Annotated in this window: 12 protein-coding genes and 2 pseudogenes; 1 reads left to right on the forward strand and 13 read right to left on the reverse strand. The window is 63.3% G+C overall.

The features are described 5' to 3' along the window. From ACP4XC_RS13920 to ACP4XC_RS13980, 13 genes and pseudogenes are all read right to left on the reverse strand, one after another. The gene (locus tag ACP4XC_RS13920) at positions 1-990 is read right to left on the reverse strand and encodes a tyrosine-type recombinase/integrase (RefSeq protein WP_427170593.1); all 990 of its coding nucleotides are present in this window, start codon (positions 988-990) and stop codon (positions 1-3) included. Further along, entirely contained in the window at positions 987-1,919 is a 933-nt protein-coding gene (locus tag ACP4XC_RS13925; RefSeq protein WP_427170595.1) for a tyrosine-type recombinase/integrase, read from the reverse strand. The genes ACP4XC_RS13920 and ACP4XC_RS13925 overlap by 4 nt, the downstream gene beginning before the upstream one ends. After that, positions 1,916-3,013, reverse strand: coding sequence for a tyrosine-type recombinase/integrase (locus tag ACP4XC_RS13930; protein ID WP_427170597.1), 1,098 nt, complete (start codon positions 3,011-3,013; stop codon positions 1,916-1,918). Before ACP4XC_RS13930 ends, ACP4XC_RS13925 begins: the two co-directional genes overlap by 4 nt. Before the next feature lie 268 nt (positions 3,014-3,281). Further along, positions 3,282-3,797 (reverse strand): annotated as a pseudogene (locus tag ACP4XC_RS13935) (ATP-binding protein); the annotation flags it as partial. Then, positions 3,794-5,026 carry an IS21 family transposase gene (gene istA, locus ACP4XC_RS13940; protein WP_427170600.1) on the reverse strand — a complete coding sequence of 411 codons (1,233 nt, stop codon included), beginning with the start codon at positions 5,024-5,026 and terminating at the stop codon, positions 3,794-3,796. The pseudogene ACP4XC_RS13935 and the gene istA, both read right to left, overlap by 4 nt. A 72-nt stretch (positions 5,027-5,098) precedes the next feature. Beyond that, positions 5,099-5,631 (reverse strand): annotated as a pseudogene (locus tag ACP4XC_RS13945) (transposase); the annotation flags it as partial. 719 nt (positions 5,632-6,350) lie between these two features. Beyond that, positions 6,351-6,671: an NIPSNAP family protein gene (locus tag ACP4XC_RS13950; protein WP_427170602.1), complete on the reverse strand. Its 321-nt coding sequence runs from the start codon at positions 6,669-6,671 to the stop codon at positions 6,351-6,353. A 113-nt stretch (positions 6,672-6,784) separates the two neighbouring features. After that, a complete protein-coding gene (locus ACP4XC_RS13955; protein ID WP_427170604.1) occupies positions 6,785-7,549 on the reverse strand; it encodes an SDR family NAD(P)-dependent oxidoreductase in 765 nt (254 codons plus the stop codon). Between the two features lie 2 nt (positions 7,550-7,551). Continuing rightward, a complete protein-coding gene (locus ACP4XC_RS13960; RefSeq protein ID WP_427170606.1) occupies positions 7,552-8,427 on the reverse strand; it encodes a fumarylacetoacetate hydrolase family protein in 876 nt (291 codons plus the stop codon). Then, complete coding sequence (locus ACP4XC_RS13965; protein ID WP_427170609.1) at positions 8,424-9,470, reverse strand: aldo/keto reductase; 1,047 nt, start codon at positions 9,468-9,470, stop codon at positions 8,424-8,426. The genes ACP4XC_RS13960 and ACP4XC_RS13965 overlap by 4 nt, the downstream gene beginning before the upstream one ends. A 3-nt stretch (positions 9,471-9,473) precedes the next feature. Continuing rightward, complete coding sequence (locus ACP4XC_RS13970; protein ID WP_427170611.1) at positions 9,474-10,313, reverse strand: amidohydrolase family protein; 840 nt, start codon at positions 10,311-10,313, stop codon at positions 9,474-9,476. Beyond that, positions 10,306-10,752 carry an RbsD/FucU family protein gene (locus ACP4XC_RS13975; protein WP_427170614.1) on the reverse strand — a complete coding sequence of 149 codons (447 nt, stop codon included), beginning with the start codon at positions 10,750-10,752 and terminating at the stop codon, positions 10,306-10,308. The genes ACP4XC_RS13970 and ACP4XC_RS13975 overlap by 8 nt, the downstream gene beginning before the upstream one ends. Then, positions 10,752-12,131, reverse strand: a complete 1,380-nt coding sequence (locus ACP4XC_RS13980; protein WP_427170616.1) for an L-fuconate dehydratase — start codon at positions 12,129-12,131, stop codon at positions 10,752-10,754. The genes ACP4XC_RS13975 and ACP4XC_RS13980 overlap by 1 nt, the downstream gene beginning before the upstream one ends. Before the next feature lie 449 nt (positions 12,132-12,580). Here ACP4XC_RS13980 and ACP4XC_RS13985 point away from each other — a divergent pair, with 449 nt between their 5' ends. Further along, entirely contained in the window at positions 12,581-13,939 is a 1,359-nt protein-coding gene (locus tag ACP4XC_RS13985) for an alpha-L-fucosidase (protein WP_427170618.1), read from the forward strand. Positions 13,940-13,960: the final 21 nt, after the last annotated feature.

The following is a 13,960-nucleotide window of genomic DNA, read 5'->3' on the forward strand; positions in this document are numbered from 1 at the left end:
TTACAGACTCTCAAGGAACGCGAGGACCTTGTCGGTTGGGTGGTAACGGCCAGGACGCGCCGATGCTGGGGTGGTCAGGGCGAGGGCTTTCTCCTTGACGGTGATGTCGGCATGAACGTAGGCGTCGGTGGACCGGACGCCCGCGTGGCCGAGCCAGAGTGCGATCACGGAGGTGTCGACGCCGGCTTGGAGGAGCGACATGGCGCAGCTGTGCCTGAACACGTGGGGGTGGATCCGCTTGCCCAATAGCGATGGGCATTGCTGCGCAGCGGTCCTCGCGTGCGTGCTGACCCGGAGCGCGACAGCGTCGCGGCTCAGGCGCCGTCCGGTGCGGGTCGGGAACAACGGATCGTGCGGGAGCCCGGCTCGTTCAGCCAGCCAGACCCGCATCAATCCCTCGACGGGGCCGGTGAGGGGAACGGCGCGTTGCTTGCGTCCTTTGCCTTCGCAGCGGACGTTCGCGCCGGTGCCCAGCGTGACATCGCGGCAGTTCAGTCCCGTGATTTCCGAAACCCGTAGTCCGGTCTGGACCGCCAGAAGCATCAGGGCCTTGTCCCGCCTCCCTTCCCAGCTGGACTGGTCCGGGGCCGCGAGGAGTGCGTCGATCTCGGGCGCGGCCAGGAACGTCACTACACGCTTGTCGAACCGCTTCGGCGGGATGGCCAACACCCGCTGAATCAGCAGCGCATGCTCGGGATGACGCAGCGCGGCGTAGGAGAACAACGATCGAATTGCCGTGAGACGCACATTGCGGGTCCTGACGCTGTTCTGCCGCTCGTCCTCCAGATGATTCAGGAATGCTGCGATCATCGTGGCGTCAAGGTCGTCCCAGTGCAGTTGGGAAGGCAACTTGCCGGTCCGTGCGTGGATGAACTCAAAGAGCAGCTTCAAGGCGTCGCGGTAGGCCGCGATTGTGCGTGGACTCACCTGGCGCTGTTGGGCGAGCCGGTCGGTGAAGAACATCTGCAGTGTCGGTGCGATGAGCGTCATGAGCGTGCCGCCGTCCAGCCGGTGCTTTGGCGTGCCGCGGCCAAGGCGAGCAGTTCCGGTGCTGCCGAGAGATACCAGTAGGTGGATGCCGGTTCGCGGTGGCCGAGGTAGGTCGACAGCGATGGAAGCTTCGCCTGCACGTCCTCGCCGGTGCGATACCAGTTGAGCAGGGTGCTAACAGCGAAAGTGTGGCGCAGATCGTGCAACCTCGGTGCTGAAGGTGCCCCGGCCCCGATGCCGGCGGCATCGACCAGTTGCCGGAATGTCTGACAGACAACGGCGTAGCTGAGGCGTTTGTGGGTCCGGGATACGAAGAAGCTTGGCTCCTTCGGTCGCGGTTCGAGCTCGTCGCGGAGTTCAGTGTGGCGGGCCAGTGCCTGCATCGTCGTGCTGTGAAGCGGAACCAGCCGGGATTTGCCGAACTTGGATTCGCGGATCAGCAGCACGCCCTCGGACCAGTCGATGTCACTGCGGTCGAGCTTGATTGCCTCGCCGATCCGCAGACCGCTCGCCGCGAGCAGCCCGATCAGGGTCTCGTAGGTCGCAGCCCGCAGCGGTGGGGCGATCGAGCTTCGGGCCTGGCCCATCAGCGCCTCGATGTCTGCGGTGGAGTAGATGAACGGTCGGCGCCATCGTTGCCGGCGCGGCATCAGACCGAACGGCGGGATCTCGGTGCCGGGGTAAATGCCGGCCAGGTAACGGGCGAACCCGCGGGCTGCCGTCATCCGATGTGGCCCCACGGTCGTGGGCTGGCCTGTCGGCGATCGCTGCGCCCACTCCAGCGCCGCTTCGATCGTCACCGTGGACGCTCCGTGGGCGTCCAGATAGGCCACGAAGCCCGGCAGCAGCCAACGGGCTTCGGCGAGTTCGTGTCCGAGCGATCGGCGCAGCTGCAGGTAGTCCGCGAGATCCTGCTCCAACACACTCACCGCACGACCCCCGGCCACGGCTGGGCAACCTGGCGCAGCGCGACCAGATCAACCTTGGCATAGAGGGCGGTCGTGGCCAGATCCTGATGGCGAAGGACTTGGCTGATCGCCACCAGGCCGGCGCCCCTGCGGAGGAGTTCCCCGGCCAGTGCGTGCCGCAGCCCGTGCGGTCCAACGTTGGGCAGGCCTGCACGTTTGCATGCCCGCTCGACAACATCGCCGACCAGGTCGGCGCGGATCGGTCCGCGCGGGGCACGGCAGGTCAGGAACACGTGCACGGCATCCGCAGGATTCCGGCCAGAGGACAGGTAGGCTACCAGGGCTTCGCCGACCTCTGACGGCAACGGTAACCGGTCTTGCCGGCGTGCCTTGCCCCGGACCATGAGCTCGCCGGCCCTCCAGTCCACGTCATGTAGTTCCATCCGTGCGACCTCGATGGACCGTAGGCCCAGCCGTGACACCAGCATCACTATTGCGAAGTCCCTGACACCGACCAGCGTGCTGCGGTCAAAGCTGTCGAGCAAATGCTGCACATCCGACGCGGACATCCCAGAAGGGGGCAGAGTCGCGAAACGCCATCCACCCACCGCAGGAACCGACGCCCCCAGACTCAACCCGGTAATACCCTGCAGGTAGAGGAAACGCAGAACCGAACGCAGCTCGGGCACCCGGCCTTTCGCCGACCCTGCCGACACCCGGGCGAATTCCCGCAGCAGGAACGTATTGATGTCCACCCCTGTCAGAGCCTCCGGGGCGAACACGCCACCGGAGGAGGACTCCTCAAGGAAGCGCCGGGCAGTGTTCTCGTAACGCAGCACAGTGGTCAGCGCCAAGCCACGCTCCTGGACCATCCACGACCGGTACGAGGCCGGAAGCGCACCTAACGGTGTCACCAAGGGCGCTGGTTCAGGGACGGCGCCCGTCTCCCGCAGGTAGCTCATCAGGGGGACCAAGGCACGGGGGCCTGCGCTCTTGCTCCGGCCACCCCGTCGCCGGGCAAGTTGGAACGCAGCCAACCGTTCCTCGTTCAGATCCTCAATCCTCAGCCCTTCGGCAGAAAGCCATAGGCCGACCTGGCCCAAATCCTTCAGCATGTTCCCGATCGTGCCCGGTGTGTAACCGCGCTGGGCCAACCACGCCCGATAACCCTCGACTTGCGGGCCCAGCTGGCCGGCCTTCCTTCTTGTCCCCGACACGGCACCTCGCCTCCTTCATGGAAGCAACCCTTGCTCCCATGATCAGGCTCCTACCACCGGAACTATGCCGATACGCCAACGCCCATCCTGACTACGAAACGCTGTGGCGCCAAAGGCCTTGCCGCCTGTCCCTGAACGCCTCGGCATAGTCGCGGGCTCGGCATAGGTCGACGATGATCAAACCGTAGCGCCGGAGCCGGATGAGTTCTGAGGGCAGACGGCCGGCCTGGTGCGCGCCCTGCAGCCGGGTCACCCATCCTGTTGCGGTGGCGAACAGGACGCGGTGGCCAAGCTGGGTGGCCCGCAGGCCGAGCGCGGTGGCCAGATGGGTTTTCCCGGTCCCTGGCGGTCCCAGGAGCACCACGTTGGAGGCCTCGGCCAGGAACGCGCCGGTCGCCAGGTGGGCGATCAGTTCCCGTTTCAGCCCGGGTTGGTGGTCGAAGTTGAAGTCCTCCAGTGACTTCCTGGCCGGGAATCCTGCAGCCCGGGCCCGGGTTTCCGCGCCGGAGGCTTCCCTGGCCGCAACTTCCCGGGAGAGCACGGCGGCCAGGTATTCCTCGTGGGACCAGCCGGCCTCGCGCGCCTGGTCGGCCAGGCGGGCCGCTGACTCGCGGATCCGCGGTGCCTTCATGGCCCGGGCGTAGTACTCGATCTGCCCGGAAATCTCCCTGTCCCCGGTCATGGGAGGACCTGCCCGTCTTCGAAGACCACACCGAACGCCCGGTCGTAGTCGGCCAGATCGCGGAGCTCGGCGTCCAGGCCGGATTCTTCCGGCGCCGCGGCGGCGTTCTGGAAGGCTGTCCGTTGCACCCTTGCCGCCTCGACGTGGGCCGGGTCGGTGATGGTCTGGCCCCTGCCCCAGGACCGCCGGTGAATCCCGGCGTCCCGTCCCTCGAAACTGATCCGCACCGTCTCCAGATCCGCATGGACCTCCACGAAACGTCCGATGGCCTGCGGGTTCACCGAGTAGTCGTTGGACGCGACCCGGACGTAGTAGTCCCGGGGCAGACGGACCCGGGAGGAGAATCCCGTCAGCGGTGGCACCGGCGGCAGCGCCAGCATCGCGGCCCGGTCGGCGCCGATCAGCTCCGCAGGACGTCCTCCGGTGTTCCGGACCAGCCGGCGGTTCGCCCCGGGCAGCCATCCACTGAGCTGGGCGTTGAAATCCTCCGGGGAGGCGAAGGTCCGGCCGGGCAGGAAGGAGGTTTCCAGGTAACCGTTGGCCCGCTCCACGATGCCTTTGCTCTCCGGATCATAGGGTTTGAGCTGCACGATCCTGGTCGCGAGGACCCCGGCGAACGCCGGGACGCCGGCCGCAAGCCGGCGGCCGCGGCCGATGCCCGTTTCGTTGTCCCAGACCAGCCGCCGCGGCACCGCGCCCAGGCCCTCCAGCAGTTCCCACATCCCCGCCAGCAGGTCCCCGGTAGTGCGGGATGGAATCATCCGGGCCATGATGAACCGCGAGTGTGAACAGACCATCACGAGCACGGGGAACACCCGCTCCCTGCCGGGCCCGCAGGGAATCCTTCCCTCCGGGAACACCAGGTCGCACTGGATCTGGTCTCCGGGCTCGTAACTGATCCGGTCGGCAGGATCCGCCGGTGCGTACTCGGGGCGGATCCGTGCCACGTTCTCCCGAAACCACGCCGGGGAACCGGACCAGCCCACCCGCTCGGCGATCACCGTCGCCGGCATCCTGGGATTGTCCTTCAACAGCGCCCGGATCTTCGGCTCGATGGCCCGGATCGCGGAGTCCCCGGCCGCCCGCTCATACTTCGGCGGACTCCCGGACGCCACCGCCTTCGCGATGGTATTCCGCGAGACACCCAGCCGAGCCGCTATCGACCTCATCGATTCACCCTCGGCCAGATGCAACCGCCGTATCAGTGCCCAATCTTCCACTGTGATCACCCATCCAATCGTTCGGACCGGGTGGCTCAGTTTTCAACCGTCAGAATGGCTCACTTTTCGACCGTCACCGACAGTCTGTTCCGCGGCGAGATCGGCGTGGATACGGCGATACCCGTAGTTTGCCCTCGGACTCCTCGAAATAGTGCTCGATCTGCGTGGTCAAGACCTGGCGGCGGGCAGACGTGGCCGACTGCAAATGTGTGGCCCAGTGATTGAAACGGGACGTCCAGACTGCCAATCAGCGGCACATTTTCACCACCGAATTCAGATCGACGGGCCCAGCTTTTTGGGAATCGATGAATTCATGCTTCCTCACTACCGCTGCTCCCGCGCGAAGTAAGCGCTGGCTTTTTCAAAAAGGCAGTCTCCGCCCGCAGCTCCTGAACTTCACGCTCGAACTCCTTCAGCCGGGCACGTTCCGACACTGCGAGATCCGCCTCCGTGCCGCCGTTGGCCTCCCGGTATTTCACCAGTCATTTGCGGGGCGTCTCGGGGATGACACCGCAGGCGGTGGCAACGTCCTTGACCGGCTGGGACGTGTTGATTACCTCCCGGCACAGCTGGTACTTGAACTTCTGGGTAAATCGCCTGCGTGATGCGTTCACGCTGAACTCTATTTTCGGTAGACCCTCATTCTAAGAGGGCCCACCCTCCGAGATCTCCGCGGCAGCTCAGCTCCTGTTGGGACCCGGGCTGCGAGGGACCAGCACCAGCGGGCCAGTTCCCGTGCGAGGGCGACGTTGGTGATGACCCGGCATTTGTGCCGGGCTTCGAACCGGTCCCATTTAGGCGGAGCCGGTGGCTCCCCTGGGGGCCGTGGACCCGGGACGCTTCCTCGGCTGCGTCCCAGCGGTAACGCATGTCGCGGCCGGCATTGGCTTAGGGGCGGCGGTGGGGCCCGGCGGCCTCGACCACCGGCTGGCGGACGCAGATACTCCCGGTCTTGGTGATGACACCCTCGGATCGGAAGGTGCTCTGCCCCAGTGTGCGATTAGCCCCGCTATTTCGCTTTCGCTCATCGAAACCGACCCCCGAAAAAAACGTGGATTTCTTGGGTGGGACGCGTCTCAGCATTGGAGATCGCCGCGGTGCACTCTCGATCCTCTACCGCCTTGCATGGCCGTTTCGGTGTTTTGGCCAAGGATGGCTTTTTCGCCACGGTTTGCGTCGCTGGCGCACCCTGGTGCATGTCTGCCGGAAGGGGGAATTGACCGGCCTAGCGGTCGTCCTTGTCTTGGAGGGTCTCCGCAAGATGGTGGCGGCGTTCCGAGGAGTCATAGACGGGCAGCGGTGGCGCTGATCAACCTCCGGCCGGTAGGGCAGGTCAGGATCGGAGCGGAGAAAAGTCAGTTGCCGTCATGTAGGTGGATGTGATGGAGGTGATCAGCTCACCGTTTGCCATGGAAGCTGCGCGGGCGGCCACCCACTCTGCGTCATTTTTGAAGGCCTCCCAATTGGACTCAGGATCGCCCTCATGGCGCACCAGATATATGAGGACATCGGGGCTGTCGGTAGAAATCCAATAACCGATGTCATGGATTCCGTGTTCATGGAAAAGCGCTCGGGTATGATTTTGAAAGCGCAGCAACAGCGCTGCCATCTTGTCGGGGGCGGCGGTGTACGTGCGTAGCTCGAATGTCATCATGCTATCTTCCCTAATGTTTGCTGTCGAGGGCGGTCGTTTGAATGGGCTCCGCTTTGACGTGAAGTGGCGACCGGTCCGAGTTTAGGTGGGCCTATTGAACCCTGCCGGGCCAACTATCTGGGAGCTTCGACAGGTCTCAGGCGCAGACCGTTCATTCCGCCGTCCACGGCCAGTGAGATCCCAGTTGTGGAGCCGTTCTGCGGACTCGCCAGGTATCCGATGGCGGCTGCCACCTCTGCGGGGGAGACGAGACGGCCGTGCGGTTGCCTGCTATTGAGCGCAGCGCGCTCACTAGCAGGATCCTCAGCCTGTTCGAGCAGCCGTCCCACCCAGGGCGTGTCGGCCGTACCGGGGCTGACGCAGTTAACACGGATGCCCTCCCGGATATGGTCCGCGGCCATTGCCAGTGTCAGCGAGAGAACCGCACCCTTGCTCGCCGAATACAGGGCGCGCTGTGGAAGACCCGCCGTGGCGGCAATTGATGAGGTATTTACAACTGCAGCGCACCCGGAACGGCGAAGGTACGGCAGCGCTGCACGCGTGGTCCGCACCATGCCCAGCACGTTCACGTTGAGGACTCTCAGCCATTCCTCGTCGTCATTATCGTCAACGGCGCCTTGGGCTCCGATACCCGCGTTGTTCATTAGGATGTCAATGCCGCCGAGCCGGTGCGCGGCCAGGTGCACGGCGGAGTTCACCGAGGCAGTGTTCGACACGTCGCACTGGATGGCCACAGCGCGCGGATCTGCACTCTGCGGTGCCAGGTCCAGAACCGCGACCGCGCAGCCGCGAGCCAGAAGATGCGCGACGGTGGCGGCGCCTATTCCGGATGCACCGCCGGTCACTATGGCCTTTAGCCCCTCAAATTCTGCTGACATCGCTAGTTACTTCCTTCCAAGTCTCGGTCGGGTGCAGCTTCCTGCAGTAGCCTGCTGGACGTAGTTCTGGCGATGACGGCCCAGGCCGCTGATCTCGATTTCGACGACATCGCCTTCCGTGTGATATGGAAGCCGACCTGAGAGCGCCACCCGGGGAGGATGAGCTCGCCGGGTTCAAGCTCCATGTACTGGCTCAGGTGGTGGCCCATCCGATTCACGTCGAAGATCATGTCGGAGGTATTCGAATCCTGCCGTGGCTCGCCGGTGACCCAGCTGCGCAGTGGTAAGTTGGAGGCGTCGAGCTCATCGGTCGTCGCGAGCGTCGGTCCGACCGGGCAATATTCTTTAACGCATTTACCTCCACTCCATGGGCCACCAGAATCCTCAATCTGGTAGGTACGCTCGGAGAGACCGTTGACGGCCACGAAACCGGCGATCCGGCCTGGTTCATCCTCCGGGGAGTGGAGGAAGGCCGTAGCCTGGCCAATCAGGATTCCCAGCTCCGCTTCCCAATCGGTCTTTGCGGAACCCGTAGGGGTGTGCACCGCGTCGTTTGGCCCCGTGACCGCGTTGGGTGTCTTGAGGAAAATGATCTGCTGATCCGGCGCCTGGGCGCCGGACTCCGCTGCGTGGGCCGCATATTTCTGCCCAGCGCAGATCACCGCTCCCGGGCGCGGGGTCGGCGAACTCTCACGCTGTCCGCGGATGTCCGCTTCCGGCAGCGTCCCCGCAGTCAACGTTGCTGCCTTGCGAGAAGGTCCGTCAACCCAGAACAAGCCGTCCAGGTCTTCTGTCAAGCCCTGCAGAGAGTAGTGATGACCGTCGTGGATCGCGCTTAGTCGCTCGGTGCCGGCAGGGCCGACCCGCATGAACTTCATTGTTCTGCCCTGGGCGGCGCCTCGGTACCTGGTGATTTCAGCTCGTTCAGCTGCGCCTCTGTTTCGGCGATGAGCCCGCGCTCGTGAAGGTCTGTCCAGAGCGACTCCGGAACGCTCTGCTGTGCCAGAACCACGTTGCGTTCGACCTGCGCGGCCGTGCGCATGCCCACTACAACGCTGGTAACAGCCGGATTGCGAAAGGAAAAGGTGAGGGCAGCAGCGGGCAGTGTGGTGCCATGTATTTCGCAGATGTCGGCCAAGAGGTTTGCGCGTGCGATGAGCGCAGACGGTGCCTGTTCGTAGTTGTAGGTGGCATCAGCGGCGGGACGGTCCTTGGACAACAGCCCGGAGTTGAAGATCCCGACGTTGACAATGCCAACACCCCGCCGCTGGCACGCCGGAATGAGGTCTCGTAATGCTCCTTGCTCGAGGAGGGTATACCGGCCGGCGAGCATGATGACGTTGACATCGGTTTCAGTAACGAAACGGTGCAGCATTTCGTGCTGGTTCATACCGACGCCGTAGGCGCCGATCACACCCTGGTCCCGGAGGTCGGCCAGAGCGGGGACGGCACCCCCGAGGGCTTCCGCCCAGTGCTCGTCCGGGTCATGAATGTAGACGATGTCGATTCGATCCGTGCCCAGCCGGTCCAAACTTTCATCGACGGATCTTTTCACAGCGTCTGCGGAGTAATCCCGCACACGCAGCAGGTCATCCGGGACGTCGAAGCCTTCAGTGTCCCTGCCTGACGGCACGGGGTTGGGCCGAAGCAGGCGTCCAACTTTGGTGGAGAGTACATATTCGTCCCGGGGCCGGCCTTTCAGAGCACCGCCCAGGCGGCGCTCGGAGAGGCCGAGGCCGTAGTGCGGTGCGGTATCGAAGTACCTTAGCCCGGCATTCCATGAAGCTTCGACCGCGTCGGCCGCGTCGTCATCGCTGGTGCTGCGGTAGAGGTTCCCGACAGGCGCGGCACCGAATCCCAGGGATGTCAGGGATACCGCGGTCCCCGGGATGGTCCGCGTTGGTAACCATGTTTTTTCCATTATTCAGCCCTTCTCGAGTCCGTAGAAGCGCGCGGCAGTGCCCCAGGCGACGTCTTCCAGTTCGGCGTCACTGGCACCAGTAAGAGCACGGTCGAGGATGAGGTCGTTCCACTCCTCGTACCCAGAAGAATCTCTGATCGACACCGGCCAGTCGCTTCCAATCATGCATCGTCCCGCACCGAAGACCTGGAGAGTTTCCTCAATAAAAGGAAGCGCCTGAGGCGCCAGCGGACGTCCCGGATCCGCTTCAGCGCCGGAAAGCTTGACGGTGACGTTGGGCTGAAGAGCGAGTTGGCGCAGACCGTTGCTCCACAGTTCACGGTGGCCATCCCCAATGCGTGGTTTGCCCATGTGATCGAGGACGATGCTCAATTCCGGCACGCGGGCCGCGAATTCGGCCAGAGCTGTCAACTGGCCGAAACGGATACAGGCATCGAAAGTCAGCCCGGCACTGGCGACACTGCGCGCACCCGCAAGTGTCTGCGGCGACAGGATGAAGGAATCGTCTCGGTCCTGGAAAAGCCGCCGGACGCCCTTGACCAGCGGCCGCAGCCGCAGTTGGTCAAGGTCACCAGCTACCTTGTCGCCAAGCTCGATCTGCACGGCAGCAACAATCGCACGGAGCGCGGGCCAGACGGGGCCGAGACTGCTCACCCAATCCACTTCGGCAAGGGCCTCTTCGTCCCGGCAATCGGCCTGGACAAAGACAGCTCCACGTGTGCGTGCTTCAACGTGGGGAAGATCCGCAGGCAGGAACGGCGTGTTCAGTTCACCTTCCAGCCAGGCGTAGTGGAACCGCGTGGGCTCCCAAACGTGCACATGTGAATCGATGATCTTAATCAACGGCTTCCATTCCCGCCGTGCCGTCGACCCGCACACCGATTGTGAGCAGGAGGTTCGCATATTGGCGGATGTCCCCGCTTGCTATGACGACCGCAACATCGGCACCCCGGGCAGCCTCGTAGAAGTCGAACCGCTGGTAGGGGGTGATCGGAACATCTGCGCCAAGTGCCCTTTGGTAACTTTTGACGGCGCCTGTCCAGCTGCCGTCCGGCGGCGTCATGACAGCGGCGGCCTCAATGGGCACGGCGTCGATTAATACCTCCAGAACCTGATCCACAGTGAGCAGGCCGGGCCTAAGGTTTAGGGCGACACGCGAAGCGGCCGCGGGAGCGCCGGTATTGTGGGGGTAGTTACCGTCGGCGATGAGGATCCGGGACCCATGGCCAGATGTGGCCAGGGCCCGGAGAAGCTCCGGATGGATAAGGGTGTAGGTGATCATTATCGGTCTCCAATCTGCCCGGCGGCGAAGGCCGCACCCGTTACCCCGGAGAGCTTCCGGGCTTGTTCAGCCTTACCGGCTCCGGTCCCGGCCCAGTAGCTGCCCCAGGGGAAGGCATATTCCTGCAGCGTGCTTTCCTGCAACTGCGCCGAATAGCCCGGTGCGGAAGGAAGCACATAAGCGCCGTCTGTGACAATGCAAGGGTCCACGAAATGTTCATGGAGATGATCGACGAATTCGGTGACACGATCCGTGAGGTCTCCGGAAACGGCTATGAAGTCGAAGATCGACAGGTGCTGGACGAGTTCACACAGACCGACCCCCCCGGCATGGGGACAAACGGGGACCCCGAACTTCGCCGCCATCAGCTGTACGGCGAGGACTTCATTGACGCTGGCCAGGCGGCAGGCATCCAGCTGGCAGTAGTCGATGGCTTGGGCCTGGAAGAGCTGTTTGAAAAGCACCCGGTTCATGCCGTGCTCGCCCGTGGCCACCCCCACGGGCTGGACGGCTTTACGGATGGCCGCGTGACCCAGGATGTCATCGGGGCTTGTGGGTTCCTCAATCCATAACGGGTTGAATTTTGCGAGCTCCCTGACCCACTCGATGGCCTGCGGCACCTCCCAGACCTGGTTTGCGTCGATCATCAAGTTGCCGCCGTCGCCAATCACCTCTCGGGCGATACCCAGCCGTCGAATGTCGTCCTCGAGGGACGCCCCGACCTTCAGCTTGATGTGCCGGTAACCCTGGTCGACAGCTTCTTGGCAGAGCCGGCGAAGTTTTTCATCTGAGTAACCCAACCAGCCGGCCGACGTCGTGTAACACGGGTACCCGTCCTGTTGCAGCGTGGCCAGCCGTTCACCCCGGGACGGGACCAGCTGCGTAAGGATGCCAAGGGCTTCTTCCCGGGTAAGGACATCGGACAGGTAACTAAGGTCGGCGGCATCAACGACTTCCTCCGGTGTCATGTCCACCAGCAACCGCCAAAGCGGCTTGCCTTGACGGCGGGCGGCCATGTCCCACACTGCGTTCATGACCGCCCCAAGGGCAAGGTGCTCCACGCCTTTGTCAGGTCCAAGCCAACGCAGCTGGGAATCCGATTTAAGCGCCCGGTAGGTGCCACCCAAATCCCCGCAAACCTCGGCCACCGACTGGCCCAACAAGGGCCGGCTCCGCAACTCGATAGCTGCAGAACAAATGTCGTTTCCTCGGCCGATGGTAAAGGTAAACCCACACCCGTACAGCGCCGGGTCATCGGTTGTGAGAACCACGTATGCGGCGGAGTAATCGCCGTCCTTGTTCATGGCGTCCGACCCATCAGCCGAAAGCGATGTCGGGAAACGCACGTCGAACACTTCGTATCCGGTGATCTGTGGCAAGGGAAATCCTCCAAGTCGAGACCGGTCGCCGGATGACATCGATAAACCGGTCTCGTATCATCCGATGTATAGGGGTAGCATTGCGCTGACTCTATACGATCTGTCGCTCTAGTCCAATACATACATCAGACGAAAACTGCTTAGCTTCAATTGAACCCCTAGTAAGATCTCAGCATGGAGACACCACTGGAGCCCCTTCCAGGGCCCCCGGTTGGTGATAAATGACGAGACTCGGCCACCTTGCCCCGGGCTGTCCTGTTCGCCGGCGAACGGGGCACGGACCAGGGCCCTGATGACCGCAGCAACGCCGGCTGTCATCCCCAGCCTCCTGATCGTCATCCTTCTTAAGCGCCAACTTCTCAAAGCCTCAGCTTGGGTGAAGTCGGCGGCCGCTAACCTAACCTCCACTACTCATCAGCCCTACAGCAGTCGCACGGAAACGGAGTACCATGAACGACTTCACATCCAACTCAGCAGAATGGAACCAGCTGTCCCGCACGATGCCGGACTGGTTCGAAAACTCCCCGTTCGGCATCTTCATCCACTGGGGTGCTTACTCACTCCCGGCATGGGCCGAACCCATCGGCGCTCTCGGCACAATCGCGGACGACCGCGAATGGTTCACCCACAACCCCTACGCCGAGTGGTACTACAACACCATCCGGATCGATGGCAGTCCCGCTCAGCAACATCAAGAGGAGACTTTTGTGGGAGGAGACTATGACGACTTCCTGGACCAGTGGAAAGCTGAGCTATTCGACCCAACCGAGTGGGTGGAGCTGTTCCAATACGCCGGCGCCGACTACGTGGTGCCCACCACCAAGCATCACGACGGGATCGCCCTGTGGGATGCACCAGGCACCGGTGAAAGGAACACCGTCCACCGGGGGCCTCGCAGGGACCTGATCCGCGAGATCGCGGAGTCCGTCAAGGCAAAGGGGCTGAAGCTGGGCCTCTACTATTCCGGAGGTCTTGACTGGCATGTGCGTCCCTTCCCGCCGCACGTCACCAGCGAAAGCGTTCATGACTCGTCCCGTCCCAAAGACGCCGAATACGCCGAGTACGCCTACAACCACGTGATCGATCTGGTCGATAAGTACCAGCCGCACATCCTCTGGAACGACATCGAATGGCCCGACGCAGGGAAGCATTTCGGCGAGCACGGCCTAGGACGCCTCTTCCAACACTTCTACTCGACTAACCCCGAAGGAATCGTCAACGATCGCTGGGGCGAAACTCATAAAGATTACGCCACGAGCGAGTACGAACATTTCACCGTCAACGAATCCGAGACTCTGTGGGAGAACTGCCGCGGCATCGGATTCTCCTTCGGCTACAACCAGGTCGAAGGACCGGAGCAGTCATTGAACGGACAGCAGATCGCCAGACACCTCACTGACGTCGTTTCTCGCGGGGGTCACTTCCTTCTCAACGTCGGCCCCCAAGCGGACGGGACCATCCCCAAGATCCAGCGTCAGGCTCTGACCGACCTCGGGCACTGGATGGCCGCTGCGAAACCCTTCCTTGTCGGAGCCCGGCCCCTCGACCCCGCCGTCGCGCCAGCCAGAGATAGTCCATGGATCCGCTGGGTGGACCGCGGGGACGCAGTTGTCGGATTCGTGGATTCGCCCGGGGAACCCTCCCACGTGGTGGAGATCCCCCTCCAAGCAGGGGCACTGGATCTCGCCCGTGCAGCCGTACGGGGTCCCGGAGGCAGTGTACGCACGGGGGACCTGGGTTTGATCGTGGAACTGACATCTGGGCGTCCCGGACCAGTTATCGTGCACATTCCTAGGGCTCAGTCCTGACCACAGGTCTCATCAACGCAG

The sequence above is a fragment of the Arthrobacter sp. 92 genome (genome assembly GCF_050260325.1).
GTDB lineage: Bacteria > Actinomycetota > Actinomycetes > Actinomycetales > Micrococcaceae > Arthrobacter.